The organism is Planktothrix sp. PCC 11201, assembly GCF_900009135.1.
In the GTDB taxonomy this organism is placed as follows: Bacteria; Cyanobacteriota; Cyanobacteriia; order Cyanobacteriales; family Microcoleaceae; genus Planktothrix.
Map to the genome: position 1 here is coordinate 436,288 of NZ_LT797693.1, position 18,049 is coordinate 454,336.

The 18,049-nt window shown below is 39.3% G+C and carries 19 protein-coding genes and 1 tRNA gene; 7 read left to right on the forward strand and 13 right to left on the reverse strand.

Translation table 11 applies throughout. From position 1 onward, the window contains the following. Window positions 1–27: 27 nt before the first annotated feature. The 7 genes from PL11201_RS06850 to PL11201_RS06880 form a co-directional block, all read right to left on the reverse strand. On the reverse strand, window positions 28–3,189 hold the full coding sequence (locus PL11201_RS06850) for a type I restriction endonuclease subunit R (protein WP_079677827.1): 3,162 nt from the start codon (window positions 3,187–3,189) through the stop codon (window positions 28–30). Between the two features lie 57 nt (window positions 3,190–3,246). Next, on the reverse strand, window positions 3,247–3,456 hold the full coding sequence (locus PL11201_RS06855; protein WP_079677828.1) for a hypothetical protein: 210 nt from the start codon (window positions 3,454–3,456) through the stop codon (window positions 3,247–3,249). Continuing rightward, window positions 3,446–3,883, reverse strand: coding sequence for a PIN domain-containing protein (locus PL11201_RS06860; protein WP_079677829.1), 438 nt, complete (start codon window positions 3,881–3,883; stop codon window positions 3,446–3,448). The genes PL11201_RS06855 and PL11201_RS06860 overlap by 11 nt, the downstream gene beginning before the upstream one ends. A 115-nt stretch (window positions 3,884–3,998) precedes the next feature. Next, window positions 3,999–4,217 (reverse strand): DUF4926 domain-containing protein, encoded by a 219-nt coding sequence (locus PL11201_RS06865; RefSeq protein ID WP_079677830.1) that lies wholly within the window; start codon window positions 4,215–4,217, stop codon window positions 3,999–4,001. 12 nt (window positions 4,218–4,229) lie between these two features. Next, window positions 4,230–4,562, reverse strand: coding sequence for a DUF6883 domain-containing protein (locus PL11201_RS06870; protein WP_079677831.1), 333 nt, complete (start codon window positions 4,560–4,562; stop codon window positions 4,230–4,232). Continuing rightward, window positions 4,559–5,851: a restriction endonuclease subunit S gene (locus tag PL11201_RS06875; RefSeq protein ID WP_079677832.1), complete on the reverse strand. Its 1,293-nt coding sequence runs from the start codon at window positions 5,849–5,851 to the stop codon at window positions 4,559–4,561. Before PL11201_RS06875 ends, PL11201_RS06870 begins: the two co-directional genes overlap by 4 nt. Before the next feature lie 382 nt (window positions 5,852–6,233). After that, entirely contained in the window at window positions 6,234–7,841 is a 1,608-nt protein-coding gene (locus PL11201_RS06880; RefSeq protein WP_079677833.1) for a class I SAM-dependent DNA methyltransferase, read from the reverse strand. Between the two features lie 244 nt (window positions 7,842–8,085). Here PL11201_RS06880 and psb34 point away from each other — a divergent pair, with 244 nt between their 5' ends. Continuing rightward, window positions 8,086–8,250: a photosystem II assembly protein Psb34 gene (gene psb34, locus PL11201_RS25880; RefSeq protein WP_144017681.1), complete on the forward strand. Its 165-nt coding sequence runs from the start codon at window positions 8,086–8,088 to the stop codon at window positions 8,248–8,250. 142 nt (window positions 8,251–8,392) lie between these two features. Beyond that, a tRNA-Met gene (locus PL11201_RS06885) sits at window positions 8,393–8,466 on the forward strand. A gap of 200 nt (window positions 8,467–8,666) precedes the next feature. Here the strand turns inward: PL11201_RS06885 and PL11201_RS06895 are convergent. The 6 genes from PL11201_RS06895 to PL11201_RS06925 form a co-directional block, all read right to left on the reverse strand. Continuing rightward, entirely contained in the window at window positions 8,667–8,942 is a 276-nt protein-coding gene (locus PL11201_RS06895; RefSeq protein ID WP_079677835.1) for a PIN domain-containing protein, read from the reverse strand. 290 nt (window positions 8,943–9,232) lie between these two features. Then, window positions 9,233–9,841, reverse strand: a complete 609-nt coding sequence (locus PL11201_RS06905) for a DedA family protein (protein ID WP_079677837.1) — start codon at window positions 9,839–9,841, stop codon at window positions 9,233–9,235. 288 nt (window positions 9,842–10,129) lie between these two features. Next, complete coding sequence (gene ahcY / locus PL11201_RS06910; RefSeq protein ID WP_079677838.1) at window positions 10,130–11,407, reverse strand: adenosylhomocysteinase; 1,278 nt, start codon at window positions 11,405–11,407, stop codon at window positions 10,130–10,132. Window positions 11,408–11,635: 228 nt separating this feature from the next. Continuing rightward, window positions 11,636–12,544: a DNA cytosine methyltransferase gene (locus PL11201_RS06915; protein WP_079677839.1), complete on the reverse strand. Its 909-nt coding sequence runs from the start codon at window positions 12,542–12,544 to the stop codon at window positions 11,636–11,638. Window positions 12,545–12,703: 159 nt separating this feature from the next. Then, the gene (locus PL11201_RS06920; protein ID WP_079677840.1) at window positions 12,704–12,922 is read right to left on the reverse strand and encodes a hypothetical protein; all 219 of its coding nucleotides are present in this window, start codon (window positions 12,920–12,922) and stop codon (window positions 12,704–12,706) included. Further along, window positions 12,919–14,751, reverse strand: coding sequence for a S8 family peptidase (locus PL11201_RS06925; protein ID WP_079677841.1), 1,833 nt, complete (start codon window positions 14,749–14,751; stop codon window positions 12,919–12,921). The genes PL11201_RS06920 and PL11201_RS06925 overlap by 4 nt, the downstream gene beginning before the upstream one ends. Before the next feature lie 148 nt (window positions 14,752–14,899). Between PL11201_RS06925 and PL11201_RS06930 the strand changes: the two genes are divergently transcribed. The 5 genes from PL11201_RS06930 (at window position 14,900) to msrB (ending at window position 17,965) form a co-directional block, all read left to right on the forward strand. Further along, entirely contained in the window at window positions 14,900–15,319 is a 420-nt protein-coding gene (locus tag PL11201_RS06930) for a hypothetical protein (RefSeq protein WP_079677842.1), read from the forward strand. A gap of 112 nt (window positions 15,320–15,431) precedes the next feature. Beyond that, window positions 15,432–15,938, forward strand: coding sequence for a hypothetical protein (locus tag PL11201_RS06935; protein WP_079677843.1), 507 nt, complete (start codon window positions 15,432–15,434; stop codon window positions 15,936–15,938). Window positions 15,939–15,990: 52 nt separating this feature from the next. Beyond that, window positions 15,991–16,884 (forward strand): hypothetical protein, encoded by an 894-nt coding sequence (locus tag PL11201_RS06940; protein ID WP_079677844.1) that lies wholly within the window; start codon window positions 15,991–15,993, stop codon window positions 16,882–16,884. 112 nt (window positions 16,885–16,996) lie between these two features. Further along, window positions 16,997–17,458 (forward strand): DUF2996 domain-containing protein, encoded by a 462-nt coding sequence (locus PL11201_RS06945; RefSeq protein ID WP_079677845.1) that lies wholly within the window; start codon window positions 16,997–16,999, stop codon window positions 17,456–17,458. Window positions 17,459–17,563: 105 nt separating this feature from the next. After that, the gene (gene msrB, locus PL11201_RS06950; protein ID WP_079677846.1) at window positions 17,564–17,965 is read left to right on the forward strand and encodes a peptide-methionine (R)-S-oxide reductase MsrB; all 402 of its coding nucleotides are present in this window, start codon (window positions 17,564–17,566) and stop codon (window positions 17,963–17,965) included. Window positions 17,966–18,049 lie beyond the last annotated feature (84 nt).

The following is an 18,049-nucleotide window of genomic DNA, read 5'->3' on the forward strand; positions in this document are numbered from 1 at the left end:
TATTAAAGTTTAAGAGGTTGTTCCCGATTAGGAATAGCCTCTTAAGTGTTTTTTATTGATATCAATAGATTCTGTAAATATTTTCGCCTGTTCCAACACTAACTCTGTAGCTAACGCCTGCATATCCGGGGGATAACCATACTGGCGTAGTAAGCGTTTAACCATCACCTTCATTCTAGCTCTAACACTTTCTTTCAAATTCCAATCAATTGTCACATTCTGCCGAATTCTCTGCACTAAAACGATCGCTAATTCTCGTAATTGTTCAACCCCCATCACTTCCGTTGCACTTTCATTTTGAGCCAGGGCATCATAAAATGCTAATTCATAGGGTTCTAACTTCAATTCTTCCCCCCGTTGATTTGCCGCTTGGGTATCCTTAGCAATTCCTAATAATTCCTGAATAATATCTGTTACACTAATCACTTGATTTTGATAACGACGCAAGGATTCCTCTAACATTTCTGCTAGTTTGCGACTTTGAACAATATTCGTCCGACTTCTCGCTTTAACCTCATCTTTCAATAAACGAGTTAACAGTTCAACAGCTAAATTTTTATGTTCCATACCCTGCACTTCTGCCATAAATTCATCAGAAATAATAGAAATATCAGGGTTTTTAATTCCAGCCTGATCAAAAATATTAATCACCGCACTGGAAACCAGCGCCTGGTCTACCACTTGACGAATGGCGGTTTCAATTTCAATATTACTCACGCCCCCATCACTGGTTTCTAACTTTTTGAGACTGGCTAAAATGGCTTGGAAAAAAGATACTTTTTCTGCTTCTCTGAGGGCTTCAAGATGGGGAACTGCCAGAGAAAACGCTTTAGAAAGGGCAACAACCCCATTTTGAAATGGAGTTTTACGGGACGGGTCAGCAATATAATTTGTAGCAGTTTTTAATAAATTTAGTTTTTCTCCGGTGGACGCTGTAAAATAATCTTGATAATGGCAACCCGCCATAATTTGTTCCACAATTTCTAACTTAGCTAAGAAAAGATTAACGGCTTCTTCTTGGTTAATAAAAAGACTACCTTTGCCCCCGCTTTGAGAATAAAAGGAAAGGGCTTTTTTTAGTTCATGGGCTAATCCCAAATAATCAACAATCAATCCCCCCATTTTCTCAAAATAAACTCGATTAATTCGGGCGATCGCTTGCATTAAATTATGGGCTTTTAACCCTTTATCAATGTACATGGTATGCAAACAAGGCGCGTCAAAACCCGTTAACCACATATCACAAACAATCACTAATTCTAGGGAATTATCGGGGTCTTTCAGACGTTGGGCGAGAATTTGACGGTCTTTTTTATTGGTATGATGTTTAACCAGTTTTTCCTCATCGGAGGCGGCGGCTGTCATCACTAATTTAATATTGCCATTGTGGAGATCATCACTATGCCAGTTAGGACGCAATTTAACAATATTCTCGTAAAGATCAGCAGCAATACGACGACTCATGGTGACAATCATTCCTTTACCCCGGTTAGCAATTTGTCGCTGTTCAAAGTGGGTAATAATATCCTCAGCAATCATTTTTAACCGCTTGCTAGAACCGATAATAGCTTCTAATTGGGTTTGATTTGCTTTAGCTTTTTGAGTGGTGCTGAGGTCTTCATATTGCAGATCATCATCTAGTTCATCGAGGAGTTTTTTTCCTTTCTCATCTAGGTGTACTTTCACTAACCGACTTTCATAATAAATGGGAACCGTTGCCCCATCTTTTACCGCTTGAGCGATATCATAAATATCAATATAATTCCCAAAAACCGCCGGGGTATTTTTATCAGTTTGTTCGACGGGAGTTCCGGTAAACCCGACAAAAATAGCATGGGGGAAAGCATCCCGAATATACTTAGCAAAGCCATATTTAGTTTGTTTCCCAATAACATTTCCTGCCGTATCTTTGAGGTTAATTTGTTTAGCTTTTAAGCCATATTGACTGCGGTGGGCTTCATCTGCTAAGATAATAATATTAGAGCGATCGCTAATTCTAAGATAAGGAGTTTCGTCATTTTCGGGAGAAAATTTTTGTACCGTTGTAAATATAATCCCCCCAGAATCAACAGTTAAAAGTTCTCTAACTTGGGCGCGATTTTCCGCTTGTTGTGGGTCTTGGCGGAGCAGTTGACGACATCCGGCAAAGGTATCAAAGAGTTGGTCATCTAAATCATTTCTATCGGTTAAAACTACCACCGTCGGGTTATTGAGTTTTAAGACTAATTTTCCAGTTAAAAAAACCATGGTCAGAGATTTACCGCTGCCTTGGGTATGCCAAATCACACCGCCTTTAGCATCTTTCCGGCTCACTGCTCCTAGAACAGATTCAATGGCTTTATTAACAGCATAATATTGATGATAAGCGGCAATTTTTTTAATAGTTTGTAGGGTGGTAACTTGGGTTTCAGGGTTAACAAATTTAACTTTTTCAAAGACTGAAAAATGACGGATAAAGTCGAGGAGGGTGGTTTTATTCAGGATACCGTTTGTTAAAATCTCTAATTCATTGCGGTTAGGGTCTTGTTCACCGTTGGGGTTTTTCCAAGTCAGAAAACGGTTAAAATCCGCCGAAAGTGAACCCGCCCGAGCTTCTAAACCATCGGAAATAATTAATAAAGCATTATAATTAAATAAACTCGGAATTTCTCGTTTATAGGTTTGTAATTGCTGATAAGCAGCTTTTAGATTTGCTTTAGAATCAGCAGCATTTTTTAGTTCAATGACGACCAAAGGCAAACCATTAATAAATAAAATAATATCGGGTCGGCGGTTGTGGTTATCTTCAATAACGGTATATTGATTAACGGCTAAGAATTGGTTATTTTCAGGATGGTTAAAGTCAATTAACCAAACCTTACCGCCTCTGGTTTCTCCCTGCCATTGATATTCAATATCGATGCCTTCTGTTAGGTATTTATGGAAGGTTTCGTTATTATTGAGTAGGTCAGGGGTGCTCAGAGTTGTAATTTGTAGAAATGCTTGTTCTCTAGCTTCTAAGGGAATATGGGGGTTAAGTTTTGTGATGGCGTTTTGTAATCTATCTTTTAACAGGATATCACTAAAACTTTCCCGTTCGGGGTGTTGACCTTCGGGTTCAATATCATGACCGTTTCGATAATTATAACCGAGATTTTCAAGTAGTTCTAGGTTGTAAAGTTCGATTTCGTCTTCTGTGGTAAATGCCATAATTTAAGATTATATTTGATCGAGAAAGCGGGCAAAGTTTAGAAATTTTTCTGTAGTTTAATCATTGTTTTCTTGTGCTTGGATTTTTTCATAAAGACTATCAACGGTTTCTCCAGCAAAGAGTTTGTCTTTGAGTTGGGAATATTCCCCACTTCCTAAGTTACAAATTGCCCAAAAACGGCTGATTTTAGAAGGCTCTAAATTTTCGATTAAAATATTAAAGACTTCTTCTATAATTTGTTGGTCGTTGTTAAGATTAATTTTCATCATCTAACTCCTCGATAAAATTAATAGGATTAATAGCTGGGATGGCTAGGGCTTCACAACGGTTGAGTAGTCGTTTATCACAAGTGATAAAATAATTACTTTTTGAAGATTCAAAACTAGCAACGTGAAGGGCATCTATGGGCTTTATGCCTTGTGTTTCTAGTTGTTTTGCTCTTTGCCTGATGGTTTCATTTAGAGGTTGAAATAGACTGGCTTCGGTGAGGTATTTCTTAATAGCTGTTTGGATGATAAGAACTGGGTTTTTCTGATTTTCATATTCTAATACTGATGAGTTTACGGATTCTATCTGTTGGGTTTCTATTAAATTAAGGATGATTAGGACAGCTTGAGTCTCTAGGTATATTTTAGCTTGAGTTTGGTCATCATAAGGGCGATTATATACACTGGTATCTAAATATATTCTCATGGTTTTACTCCTCCTCTATTATACTCTCACCTTCCTTAACCCTAATAGGATATTATGTTCAAAATCTACGATATAAAAACAAATATTATCGCCATTTTGATAAATCTAATCGGTTTTAGATTGCTACGGCTTCAAGTTCTAAGCGATAGTGATAAAGAACCATTAACTGATGTTCACTTAGGGTTTCTATGGCATAAGCTCTGCCTGTATCATCGCTAAATTCAACCTCAAAAACTCCGGGTTCATATTCTTCAACAATTGTGCCAACTTGTCCTCGATAAAGTTCTAATTCTGGTAAGTTTTCTAATAAAGCCACAACATCTAAAAGTTTCATTTTCAGTTCTCCTTAAAGAATGTAACAAGTTACTAAGCGGGGGATTTGTTCGTTATTTCTAATTATCCAAACGCTATGGATAATAGCGGTTTTGTTTTCCCGTGTGAGCAGAAAATCAATAATATATTTTTGTCCATAAGTGTTAGTTTTATCTGGGATAGCATCATAGGTTTTGACTGCAAATAAAAGCGCGTTTTTTAGTTCGTCTAGGTTGTCAAGCGTTAAGTTTAAAGCAGATTTGAAGACACGGGCTTTATGTTTTCCCTCTGAATGATTAGGGTTGAGGGAATAACCCGCTAGTTTCTGTTCATCAATAATTGCATTTTCAGGATTGGGTAGTTTCATTTTACCTCCTCTATTATACTTTCTGCTTCCTTAATCCTAATTTGACCACTCATTAATTTAGGTAATAGAGCGTCACGGGTTTTAGTTAGAGTTTGAATTTGTTGCTGATTAGAGCTTGTTTTCCAAAATAAAGGACGACATATTTTTTGATAGTTTTTAATTGTCTGAATATCTGGAATAGCTAATTTATAATTTGCTATAACATCATTTGGGATTCTCTGACGACCTGATGAGCCAGTCATATTTTTTACAGCAAAATCTCGAAAATATGGACTACGGGCAAGAGGATAAATATATTCAGAACAGCAATTTTCTTTAGCTCTTAAAACTATAAATTCAGTTGAACCGAAAGCAACCTCTCCATCATCTAAGATACTTACAAAAGCTGTTTTTCCATTTTCCAAACAAGGCGTAATTCTTGCTAGTAGTGTATCTTGGTTTCTAAATTTACTGCCAGATGTAAATTCTCTAGTTACATAGTCTGTAATTTCCATACTTGAAGTAGACAATGCTCTCATGTCTACATATTTTACAATTGCACCAGTTTTAATTGATTCTCTGGGGTTGACTATTATTAATTCTTCTAATTTCCCAACACGCCAACCTTCGGGAATATCCCCCAACTCAGAAGCAACCATCGCCCCACCGGATGATTTATAAGGTTTGCCGTCATCGTTGGGAAATTCAAAGTCAATAAACCAATGTTTAAAGAGTGTTTGCGCGATTTTTTCTAGGGTTTCGTTTTGGCGGCGGAGGTTGTCTATTTTGTTGTCGAGACAGGATAATATATCAGCTATTTGTTTTTGTTCTGATAACAGTAAGTCTGGAATCAATATACATTTTAAGTCTTTAATTGGTAGTTGAGGTTGTGCAGAGCCAGACTGAAAAGATTGGACTTGATTTTTGAATATACTAGATTTTAGAAATAAATAAATGAATTTAGGATCTATGTTTTGACCACATCTCAAAATGACCATACCAGAATTAATTCTAATGTGGTTATAAGAAATACTTTGATTGTAAAAACCAATATTTCCAAGCGTTCCTCTTGTTGTTAGTACGATATCATCTCTTTGTAATTTACCCTTTCTTAAACTATCATCTTTTGCTTTTGATATAAATTGAGCGTTGGAAAAATCAAAACCATCTTCTCTTACATTTTTAGTATTCAAAAATAAACAAAAACCTTTTTCTACAAAATCTTCTTGTTTTGGATAGTTTTTACCTCTATCCCCATCAATAATAGCTATATCACTTTGCTCTAACGATAAGAAGTTATATTCACTCATAACTAAGATTTAGCCTTTACTATTTCCTTGAAAACCAAAACAAAAAACTTTAAACTCAACTATTATTTGCCTTTTTTCTATTACTTAACCACGTTGTCGATCCTCTCGCAATATTTCCGTACTATCACTAAAAACCTTGCTACCATAAAACCTCCTTAATGCCCTGAACTAAAGTTCGGGCTAAAAGCCGAAGTCATCTAAAGATGACTCAAAACTGGTCTTGATTAACCCGTTTTAACGGGTTTAAGCTTTTAGCCTGAAATTTATTTCAAGGCTTTTCTAAGATGCGAATACGGGTCTTTAACCCGCGTAGGCGGGTTTTGTCTGTATAGCCACGAATTATATTCGCTGGATGCGAATACGGGTATAGCCCTCATCAAAGTCATAGCTCAAACCCGACCTTAGCTAACTGCTTTTTAATCTCCTCATCTAAAAGCTGACCCTCGCGCATTTGCTCACCTAAAGCCATTGTAAGATAACTCATCCTATCCTCAAAGCTCACCTCATCCTCCACCTCATCAGGAATCCCCACATAACGCCCTGGAGTTAACACAAACTTGTGTTTTTCAATGTCTTCTAAAGTTGCTGATTTACAGAAACCCTTAATATCCTGATAATTGCCATTTTTCCGCTTCCATTCATGGTAAGTTGTAGCAATATTCTTAACATCAGTATCCGTTAAAGTGCGGTTTCTCCGGTTAATCATTTCTCCCAATTCGGAACCATCAATAAATAATACTTCTCCCTGGCGATCGCGATTTTTATTACCGTTTTTATAACGACTCAAAAACCATAAACAAGCCGGGATTCCCGTATTATAAAATAACTGTGTTGGGAGCATCACAATACAATCTACTAAATCCTGTTCGACTAATTTCTGCCTAATCTCTCCCTCCCCACTGGTATTAGAAGAAAGCGAACCATTCGACAACACAAACCCCGCGCTTCCCGTTGGGGCTAAATGATAAAGGAAATGTTGTACCCAAGCAAAGTTAGCGTTACCGACTGGAGGAACCCCGTATTTCCAGCGTCCATCATTTCTTAATAGTTCCCCGCCCCAATCACTATCATTAAAAGGCGGATTAGCAATAATAAAATCTGCTTTTAAATCCGGGTGAGCATCATTGAGAAAAGACCCTTCATTGTTCCATTTAATATTAGATGAATCAATCCCCCGAATCGCTAAATTCATCTTACATAATCGATAGGTAGTTTCGTTACTTTCCTGTCCATAAATCGAAATATTATCTAACTGCCCTTGATGATTGGCGACAAACTTTTCACTTTGAACAAACATTCCCCCCGAACCACAACAAGGGTCAAATACCCGCCCGTTGTAAGGTTCCAACATTTCTACTAATAATTTAACAATCGGTTCTGGGGTGTAGAACTGTCCGCCCTTCTTCCCTTCTTCTAGGGCAAATTGTCCTAAAAAATATTCATAAACCCGCCCTAAAACATCCGCTTGCTGTAGCTTTTTAACGTTCTGTTCTAAGTTTAACTCTAACTGTGATGATGACGTTTTCTTCTCACTAACTAACTTAAAACTCCCGATTAAATCAATTAACCCGCCTAATGATGTTTTATCTAAGTTTTGTTTGGCGTAAACCTTAGATAACACCCCTCTTAACCCTGGATTTTCCTGTTCAATGGCAATCATCGCCTCATCAACATATTTCCCGATTTCTGGCTGTTTGGCTTGGGCTTGTAGAGATGACCAACGGGCTTTTTCAGGCACAAAAAAGACGTTTTCCGCTAAATATTCGTTTTTATCTTCGGGGTCTACTTGGGCGTATTCTCCCTCGCCTTTAATAAATTTATGGTGCAATTCTTCAAAGGAATCAGAAATATATTTAAGGAAAATTAACCCTAGAACAACGTGCTTATATTCGGCTGCGTCCATATTTTTTCGCAGCTTATCAGCAGATTTCCAAAGCTTCTGTTCTAAGGTTCCGTTGTCTTGAGTTTTACTATTACTGGTTTTCGCCATTATTACCCTAACTTACCATGGAGATTGGTTCAGCTTCCAATTTCAGTTGCTTGTCAAACCTCAGTCTAAGGGTTCATTGACAAATATTGCCAGAATTTTGGCATTAATTCGGCTCTACCCCATCAATAGATTACGGTCAAATTCCCTGTGACTAACATCACCAAGGTTATTGAGTCAAGTCACTGTTACAATCTTTAACATTCCGTTATATTTGTTTACATAAGCCAAGTAAAGGAAAAAGACCATGAGAACCACCAACGAAAACGGCATCCTGAATAACTACGCCACCGAACCCAAACTTTATTTTGCTGAGTACCCCTCACCCGAACAGCAAAGTCGCTATGCCCTCCAAGGCGCTGCTGCTGTCCTGCTGGTGACTTCCCTACTCCTGATTGCTTTTGCCGCCTAAAATCATGGGCTATTATTTCTCTCCCCCCCTGCTCCCCCTGCTCCCTTTGCTCCCCCCTCCCCCTGCTCCAAAAAAAATATTTCCCAAAAGGGGTTGCCAAATCCAGAGAGTTATGGTTATAATGCAAAAGGAAGAAAGGCAACGCGGGGTAGAGCAGTCTGGTAGCTCGTCGGGCTCATAACCCGAAGGTCAGTGGTTCAAATCCGCTCCCCGCCACTTTATGATTTCTGGGATGTAATTGTTGAATTGGGTGATTCAAAAAACCTAATCGAATTAAAATCAATTTCCCTCCCCACCACCAAGTTACATAAAAATAGACCTCGCAAACTTGAATGGATGCGGGGTTTGTTTTTATGGTTATTCAGCACCTAGTATGCGAAAAAAGGGGAAGACAGAAATAGCAAATCCTATCTAGGTTATACCGTCCAATCTTCTGTTTTCAAGCCAGGAACTTTGCTAAAATCCCTAACATTTCTAGTCAATAACAAAGTATATCCACGAATAGTGTCGGTATTTGTTTTAGCACGATTGATAAAATCGTGTGCGCCAAGTGTCTGTTCGTGAAAACTAACAACTGATAAAGCAAAATCTGATGGTGAGTGTTGACTCATTTTATCGGTTAAACGAGTATATTCTAAACTTGAACCTCGCTGTAGGAAACTAATATGGTCGGTGTCGAGCAGATATTTCACAATGCTTGATTACCTTGAACAACGGGTTGATCAGCTTGACGAAAAGCTCGTCCATATTCTAAAGTTTCTATCAATGCTGTTTGATCGGAAACTGAACCGATCAATTTTTCTAGCCAGTTTTCAGATGTAGACTGGTTCTGAGATTTGCCTTTAAGGTCAGCAACCGCTCGTTCAAGAGTTACTAAGCGTTGTTCAAGAGTCGTTTCATCTAATATTTTTCCTCCTGAGAATATTAGGGGTAATTTAGCTGCTAACTAAGTTTACAAAATCCAGAGAGTAAGATTTACTGATTATTCAGCACTTTTTCTCATGTTTTTGCGAAGAATCCAAAGTCCAAATCCAATCGCTAAACTCAATAACACAATCTTAGAAACCGGGCCCAAATATTCATCCACTAAATCATAATGGTCTCCTAAAAAATACCCGGCTCCTGTTAAAAAAGTCACCCAAAGGGTCGTGCCAATGGTAGAATAGATAATGAAAGGAATTAACGGCATATTGTTTAAACCCGCAGGTAAAGAAATCAATGTTCTTACCCCAGGAACTAAACGACATAAAAAAACAGCCCTACCGCCATATCGAGTAAACCAATTATTAGCTTTATCAATATCCTTACCGGAAACCGTAATCCATTTTCCGTACTTGTCCGCTAACTGTTTTAAACGTTCTTCCCCGAAGAATTTACCCGCATAATACCAAGGAAACGCCCCTAATATTGTTCCGATAACTCCCGCTAAAATCGCAGGAAAAAATTGCATTTCCCCTCGGGATACCGTAAAACCCGCTAACGGCATAATTAACTCAGAGGGAATGGGCGGAAATAGATTTTCTAAAAACATTAATAATCCAATTCCTAGATAACCCAAGGAACTCATAGTATTAGTAATCCATTCAGCCATAATCTTTTCTTGATTTAATTGTTAAAAGTAGAATGAGGTGATGGGCATAGCAGGGTGTCAAATTAAGTCTAAAACCCCTGATTATATCGTAAATTAGATCCCCCTAAATCCCCCTTAAAAAGGGGGACTTTGATTCTGCTTCCCCCCTTCCCAATGGGGGTTAGGGGGGATCACTCAGGTTTCGACTTCTTGCCATTAGCTAATACTACTTTTCAGGTTAAGTTGACGGACTTTGGAGACATAAACCCTCCCAGATGAAAAGCAGCAAAAGTTGATATCTAAACTGATTTATGTTCCCGATGTCCAAGAGTTCACATACTCAATTTGTTCTGGGGTCAAGCTATCAACTTTAATCCCCATGGCATCCAATTTCAAACGGGCAATTTCCTTGTCAAGATTCGCAGGAATAGAATGAATTCCCGGTGCCAATTTGCCTTGGTTTTTCACCAAATGTTCACAAGCCAATGCTTGGTTAGCAAAACTCATATCCATCACCGCGCTAGGATGTCCTTCCGCCGCGGCTAAATTAATTAAACGACCTTCTCCCAAGACCACAACGGATTTACCATTTTTGAGTTTATATTCTTGGGTAAAGTTACGAACTTCCTTAATTTCTGTGGCTTTTTCTCCCAAGGTTTTCAGGTCAATTTCAATATCAAAGTGACCTGAATTGCAAACCATGGCCCCATCTTTCATGACGTCAAAATGTTCGCCGCGAATAACGTGCTTATTCCCAGTAACCGTAATAAATAAATCGCCCACGGATGCAGCTTCATCCATCGGCATCACCCGGAAACCATCCATCACCGCTTCAATAGCGCGAACTGGGTCAATTTCGGTCACAATCACATTAGCGCCTAAACCCCGTGCCCGCAGGGCGGTACCTTTTCCACACCAACCGTAACCTGCCACCACAATATTTTTGCCCGCTAACAGGACGTTAGTGGCGCGGATAATTCCATCTAGGGTAGATTGACCAGTACCATAACGGTTATCAAAGAAATGCTTAGTATCGGCATCGTTGACATTCATGGCGGGGAAGGTTAACACCCCATCTCTCAACATCGCCTTTAAACGCACAATTCCGGTGGTGGTTTCTTCGGTTGTCCCAATCAAGTCGGGAATTTGGTGTTGGCGTTCTTGAATTAAGGTAGCTACCACATCACTACCATCATCAATAATAATATTAGGACGATGGTCTAAAGCAATTTGAACGTGGCGAGTGTAGGTTTCGGCGTCTTCCCCTTTAATCGCATAAACCGGAATTCCGTAGTCAACAACTAAACTCGCTGCAACATCATCCTGGGTAGATAGAGGGTTACTGGCAATTAACACCGCATCGGCGCCACCCAATTTCAGGGCAATGGCTAAGTGGGCCGTTTCCGTTGTAACGTGGCAACAGGCAGCTAACCGCAGGCCAGCAAAGGGTTTTTCTTTGGCAAAGCGTTCTTGAATCAGGCGCAGCACAGGCATTTCACGCCCGGCCCATTCAATCCGTTGTTTGCCTTTGGGGGCGAGGGCGGGGTCTTTAATTTCGTACTTAATACGGGCAGTTGTTGCAGTCATTTTGTAGTTGTTTCCTAGACAGAAATTATTTCCAGTTTCCAGAAGATACTCAAGTCATCCGGCACACAGGGCCTAACTCAAGCATTCTGTTGGTGACGTCCCCATGCAACTGAGGGTTCCTCGTCAAAATTAGCGATTGTTGCAATTTATTAACATAGAGCCTAGCGTGAAAGTTGTCATTAGGCCAGAGGTAACACAGAAACCCGGTTGCTTGAAGAAACCCGATTTCTATTTATTCAACAAACAATTCAGCACGATTTCTACACAGGGTACCGGGACACTATTGCCAATTAATCGGCGACAAGTCGAATAGGAACCCACTATTTTAAATTCATCGGGAAATCCTTGTAAACGCAGCATTTCTCGTTCGGTTAATCTTCGTTCTCCATTGACTAATAAATAATTATAGGATGCTCCGGCTCTTAAGGCACAGGAGTAGGGATAAGCACTAATATGACCGGCTTTATTTTCATGCCAAATTGTCGGTTCAGTATGGGTTTTACCCTGATATTTAACTAAACGACTATTACGGATTTTTTTCGAGGCATAATAAAAGTCGGAAACTTGCGGTTCTAAAATTTCTGTTAAGGGTTTCATCGGTATTTTTTGAATTTCCCAGCGAAAGGGCAACGGTTGAAGATAACCGACAATAAAAATTCGTTCTCGCTTTTGGGGTAATCCACAATTTAAGGCATTCAGCACTTTATATTCAACAGTATAACCCAATTGTTCTAAAACTTCAATAATATATTTTAAGGTTTTTCCTTGGTTATGTCCGACTAATTGTTTAACGTTTTCTAGGATAAAATAACTAGGTTTTTTACCAACTAAAATTCTAGCAATATCAAAAAATAACGTTCCTCTGGTATCTTCAAACCCTTTCAGTTGTCCACAAATACTAAAGGGTTGACAGGGAAACCCCGCCAATAAAATATCATGTTCGGGGATATCTTCAGCCTCAATTTTAGTAATATCTCCGGCGGGTTGTTCTCCAAAATTCATCTGATATATTTTTTGGGCATCGGGGTCAATATCCGAGGAAAAAACACATTTTGGATTAATATTTTTAGCCGTTAATACTTGATTAATCGCAATTCTAAATCCTCCAATTCCACAAAATAAATCAATATATCTCATTCCTAATTTTGATGTTATACGGCTTTTTTAATTGTTTCTAGGGTGGCGTCCCTGGTCAACCCAGGCGCAAAGAGGGTTGGGAGACCCAACCCCTACGATAAAATGTGACAACCAGAAGTATTACCCCTGTTCCGGTGTTCCGGTGTTTCCTCTGAAAAATTAAGCTATTTCAAAAGAGTCTATTTCCAACACGGGGCCAATCATTGCCAAGGTCATAATATCCTCTCGAATTTGACCTGCAACGGTGACTTTTAACCCCGATTTTTGCAAATCTTTAGGAGGATTATGGAGTTCATAGGTTTTGCCATCGCTGACTAATGCCCAGGTTCCAGAACCCAATCCTTTCCGCTCAATTGTACCTGTAACGGTGATGTTCATATCGCATTCACCTGAGTTTTAATCGCTAAACGAGCTAACCCAAAACATAACAAAGCATTGGTAACTAAAAACAGTTGAGAGACGAAACCTGTGCCTAATCCCCAAACCGCAGGAGAGACTATCGCACTAATTCCTAAACAACTTGCTGTTCCAATTGTTATCCCAATCGCCACCCATTTCCACTGGGGATGTCCCAGGAATAATACTACTAAAATTGCCGGAATTAATACACTGGCAAATAGGGGATTTAAGGTGGAACTTCCTTGGATTGCCCCCCCTAATTCCGGCAGAGAACTACCCATCATTCGCATCGGCCATTGGGGTAAATCAAAGATATAGAAACCCCGCAGGAAAAATAAACCACTACTTCCCGCAACTAATCCCCCGGCTAAAGACCAACCCCATTGAAACGGAAAATAATTTCTCAGAAACCACGCTAATAAATAGGAACCCAAAACCATCGCTAATTTGGGTAATAATGCCACCGCCCCGCCATCAACCCAAAATCGAGGACTCAGATAGCCATTATCGCGCAACCAACGAAAGAAATCTCGGAAAGTAATTTGTCCTTTTAATGCCATTTGCACCGCATTTGTGGCATCCAAATGACCCGCCCCAAAATGATTTAGGGGGTCTTCTGAAACTTTGCGGGCAGATTCTTTGAGAATATTAATAACTTGATTCGGTTCGGTAACTCCACTAGCTTTAATTAATGCTGCTACCCCAGCAACGTGCGGTGCCGCCATACTTGTGCCTTGAAAAGCTGCAAAAACCGCCTCACCCGTTGCCGGGTCAATGGTATTTTGTAGGATACCTCCGACTTGATTTTCCCCTTCAATTAATCCTCCAGGGGCGGCAATATCAACCCCAGCACCAAAGTTAGAATAGGGGGTTTTATTTCCCGCCGCATCTAACGCCGCCACACCTAAAACTTTGGGATAACGGGCAGGATATCCGGCGCAATTTTCCCCGGAATTTCCCGCAGCCCCAATAATTACAACTCCTTTAGAATAGGCATAATTAATGGCTTCTTGCATTAAATGACTTTCGCCACCACCGCCTAAACTCATGTTAATCACATCGGCGTTATGGTCAGCCGCAAATTTAATCGCTTCGGCAATATCAGAAATCGTGCCACCGCCTCCGGCACTTAATACTTTTAAGGGCATAATTTTGGCTTTATAAGCAATGCCTGTTACCCCATAATTATTATTAGTGGATTGGGCAATAGTTCCGGCAACATGGGTTCCATGTCCGTTATCATCAAAGGCTTCAATTTTATCATTCACAAAATCATAGCCTTCCACAAATTGGGTCTGTTCTAAATCGGGAACTAGACTAACTCCGCTATCAATAACGGCAACGGTAACTCCTTCTCCCTGGGTTTCACTCCAGGCTCCTTCTAAATTAATACTACGAAAATTCCATTGTTTTCCATACAAAGGGTCATTGGGAATTGTATTTGCCGTATCATAAATAATCGCAGCTTGAGAATTTTTCCCTGGTATTTCATCAGCACTATAGATATAATTGGGTTCAATAAATTCTGTTTGTTTGCCCAAAGATTTTCTCAAGGATTTGAGCAGTTTGGCATCCCCTCTAACCACATAAACGTTATCCGCTTGAGAAAATTCACTATTGAGATAGGGAACAATTTGATACTGTTCAGAAATTGACCGCACCTGATTGGCAATTTCTGGCTGCCCTAAAGATTCTTTAAAATCAAGTACAATACTGTCATAACTGCCTTGATTAGCAAGACCGGAGAAGTTAGAAACTGCCCAGCCCAAACCAATTAAAAATAAGCAGAATAGGAAAAATTTTTTCATCGTTTTTCAAAAGTTGAGGTTGATGAGAAGTCGGTAGGTTTCCAGAAACCGGGTTTCTTGGGTCTGAACATATATCTTATTCCTATTCTATCTATCATCCTCAAAATAGATGATCATAGATCATAACTTTGACAGAGGAAAAATAACAATGGAACGTGGTTTATTATGGCTTCCCCTGCTGGCGGTATTTATCGGTCTAGCTTGGTCGGGTTGGAATGAATACCAAAAATTGGAAGCCTATCAAGCCTGGGCGACCCATTTTGATAAGGCTAAATATGATATTTATGCGGTCTTGGGCCTCAAGGAAACGGACTTAACCTGGGGAAAACCCACCCGCAAAGGCCCGATTAATTTAGAAACCTTTTCTCTCAAACAGGTAGAGTCTTTGAGGTTATTGGTGGAAAATCAAGCCGTTGACCCGAATATTCCCCCAGAGAAAGGAAAAGCGATCGCGTTAGAATTTAGATTCACCGATGCTGCTAAAATTGTCCAAATTCCCTTTACTGAAATTTCTCTAGCCGTCCGATGGTATAAATATCTTCAATCCTTTATGCAGTCAAACTTGTAGAACTTCTGGCTTCTCCTTTCCTCTAAAAAGCTTATACTAGGGAAAATAAGGGTTATTTTCCGCAACTATAGGGGAATAATTGCCGATTTTTACCTAATTTTTAGCTTAAAGTATGAATTTTAAACAATTACCTAAGAATTTAATCGCCTTAACCCTGGCAATGTCGTTATTAATATCGGCTTGCGGGGGCAAAGCTTCTACATCGCCGTCGGGGAATCAATCTGTTAATAAATCTGCCCCAACTACTGTGGCACAGAAACCTGTTTCTGGCAGCCAATTTAATAAATTTTTCCCCAAAAGTCAAGACGGTTATCAAGTCGTTTTTGCTCAGGAAAAAACTGGTTTTGCCGAAGCTAAATTAAATCAAGGAGGGCAAAATGTAGCCATGCTTTCGATTAATGACTTGGCTAATAATCCCAGTGCGGCAACTAAATATCAACAAAGTAGTAAAACGATTAGTGGATATCCGGCTGTGACTCAAGGGAAAAATACCACTGCTATTCTAGTGGCAAACCGCCATCAAGTCAAAGTTCAATCTCGTTCTGAATCTTTTACTGCCAATGACCGAGAAAACTGGCTGGGGAAATTCAATTTAAGTGGGTTATCCCGGGTCAAATAATATTAGTTAGCATTTCTAGCAACAATAACTGTACTATTTTAGGAGAATGACTGTGAGTAAATCTATCAATCAATTAGTGGATGAATTACCGACAGGTGGCGTTACCGTCATGGTTTTACGCGGGTTAGACTTTGTAATTCCCGGTCAATGGAATAATTTAGTTGGGTTTGAAAATACGGTTAAAACTATTACCGGAGAAGATGACCCCGCCTATATTCAACAGGTCAGTGAACGGGCTTTATGGCTCTATAATGACAAAAAACAAGAACAAGATTATCAACGGGCTTTATGGTTATATCAAACTATTGATAGCGCTGGAACTGCTTTAGGAGCAGCGGCTTTAGCCAATAAAATTGGAGAAAATATCAGTTTTTTAGGATTCTTAAATCAATTAACCCCCAAACCAAATAAAGCCCAAGCGATTGATTTATCCCTAAAATTAGTGGCGGAATTAGTCGGATTTTGCTTAATTAATGGCATCCCAGGGGATAGTATTGGCGACTTTTTAGCCGCATTAGGAGATTATGGTGGAGAATCTTTAATGCGGATGACTGCCTTAGTTTGTTTAGATGGTTTAATTCCTTTGGGGCCAGATTTTATTAGTTCGGCGTTATCAACAGTTGGAAACTTAACCCCGAAAGAATTAGAACAAAATGAAGGCTTCAAACGGATTAATGATGTTATTCCTGGAGAGGATTCTAAAGGAAAATTACAATTTATTCAAGGAAGTTTTGATTCTGTCAAGGGTTGGATGGGTGATTTTGTTTCTCAACATGAATTAACCCCGGAAAAAGTAGTTAAAAATCTACAAGGATTTGTCGATATTACCAATGATAAGTTAGATTATGTTGCAGCATTTTTGGACATGACTACTAACTATTATACCCATACCGGAACTCAAACCTTAGCCCGTCGTTTAATTGAACGAGCCGCCGCCGAAATTTAACAAAAAAAATCAGGGGTAGGGTTTTCCCACCCCTGCACAGAAATCAATCGTGCGTTAAAATAGCTTCAATATTCTGGTAAATTGTTGTTGAAATTAAAATCAGGAATTCTCTATGTCTGAAGAAACAAAACCCAACGCTGAAACTACCACCCCAGAAACACCAGGCGAAAAACCTGCGGCCCAGAAGAAAGCCAAAGCCCCGGCATTAGAAGATAAACCTTTCGGTGAGTTTATCCAACAGGACTATATTCCCGCCTTACAACAAGCATTAAATAGTCAAGGTGTTGAGGATTTAAACCTCAAGTTTGCTAAAGAAAAATTGCCTTCTGGCCTAGGAGTTAGTCAAGATTGTTGGCAAGTGGTTGGTCAATGGCAACAGGGAAAACGCCAGTTTAATGTCTATTTTCCTAATGAAGATATTAGTTCTTTAAAATTATTTACCTGTGCTTTAAATGGGATTAAACCCTCTACAATTGAACCCTTCCTAGGAGATGAACGAAAAGTTAATCTTGATTTATTAGTATTTGGCGTAGTTCAACGGTTGAATGCACAAAAATGGTTAACTCGTAACTGATAATAGGGAACACCGGAACACCGGAACACAAGAACACCGGAACACAAGAACACAAGAACACAAGAACACAAGAACACCGGAACAACTTACTTTACTAGAGGTATTATGGTCAATAAAATCAAAAAAACTGATGCGGAATGGAAACAACAACTGAGTGATGAAGAATTTCGGGTCACTCGGAAAAAAGGGACGGAACGTGCATTTGCAGGAAAATACCATGATAATAAAGAAAAGGGTATTTATAAATGCGTTTGTTGTGGCACGGAATTATTTACTTCCGAAACAAAATTTGATTCTGGAACTGGATGGCCGAGTTTTTGGCAACCCGTTAACGAAGAAAATGTTAAGTGTGAAAATGATTTCAGTTTCTTCATGCGTCGAACTGAAGTTCTTTGTGCCACTTGTGATGCCCATTTAGGTCATGTTTTTGATGATGGCCCTAAACCCACAGGACAACGCTATTGTATGAATTCTGCGGCTTTAGATTTCGAGAAATCAGAAGGTTAATTCTGAAATAATAACCGGGGTTTTTGGGAAACATTCACCCAACCCGGTTTTAAAATTGCATATTATATGAGTGATTATAATATT

Coding starts and splice junctions, on each gene's coding strand:
- PL11201_RS06850 (WP_079677827.1), bottom strand. CDS start 3,189: ATGGCATTTACCACAGAAGACGAAATCGAACTTTACAACCTAGAACTA.
- PL11201_RS06855 (WP_079677828.1), bottom strand. CDS start 3,456: ATGAAAATTAATCTTAACAACGACCAACAAATTATAGAAGAAGTCTTT.
- PL11201_RS06860 (WP_079677829.1), bottom strand. CDS start 3,883: ATGAGAATATATTTAGATACCAGTGTATATAATCGCCCTTATGATGAC.
- PL11201_RS06865 (WP_079677830.1), bottom strand. CDS start 4,217: ATGAAACTTTTAGATGTTGTGGCTTTATTAGAAAACTTACCAGAATTA.
- PL11201_RS06870 (WP_079677831.1), bottom strand. CDS start 4,562: ATGAAACTACCCAATCCTGAAAATGCAATTATTGATGAACAGAAACTA.
- PL11201_RS06875 (WP_079677832.1), bottom strand. CDS start 5,851: ATGAGTGAATATAACTTCTTATCGTTAGAGCAAAGTGATATAGCTATT.
- PL11201_RS06880 (WP_079677833.1), bottom strand. CDS start 7,841: ATGGCGAAAACCAGTAATAGTAAAACTCAAGACAACGGAACCTTAGAA.
- psb34 (WP_144017681.1), top strand. CDS start 8,086: ATGAGAACCACCAACGAAAACGGCATCCTGAATAACTACGCCACCGAA.
- PL11201_RS06905 (WP_079677837.1), bottom strand. CDS start 9,841: ATGGCTGAATGGATTACTAATACTATGAGTTCCTTGGGTTATCTAGGA.
- ahcY (WP_079677838.1), bottom strand. CDS start 11,407: ATGACTGCAACAACTGCCCGTATTAAGTACGAAATTAAAGACCCCGCC.
- PL11201_RS06915 (WP_079677839.1), bottom strand. CDS start 12,544: ATGAGATATATTGATTTATTTTGTGGAATTGGAGGATTTAGAATTGCG.
- PL11201_RS06920 (WP_079677840.1), bottom strand. CDS start 12,922: ATGAACATCACCGTTACAGGTACAATTGAGCGGAAAGGATTGGGTTCT.
- PL11201_RS06925 (WP_079677841.1), bottom strand. CDS start 14,751: ATGAAAAAATTTTTCCTATTCTGCTTATTTTTAATTGGTTTGGGCTGG.
- PL11201_RS06930 (WP_079677842.1), top strand. CDS start 14,900: ATGGAACGTGGTTTATTATGGCTTCCCCTGCTGGCGGTATTTATCGGT.
- PL11201_RS06935 (WP_079677843.1), top strand. CDS start 15,432: ATGAATTTTAAACAATTACCTAAGAATTTAATCGCCTTAACCCTGGCA.
- PL11201_RS06945 (WP_079677845.1), top strand. CDS start 16,997: ATGTCTGAAGAAACAAAACCCAACGCTGAAACTACCACCCCAGAAACA.
- msrB (WP_079677846.1), top strand. CDS start 17,564: ATGGTCAATAAAATCAAAAAAACTGATGCGGAATGGAAACAACAACTG.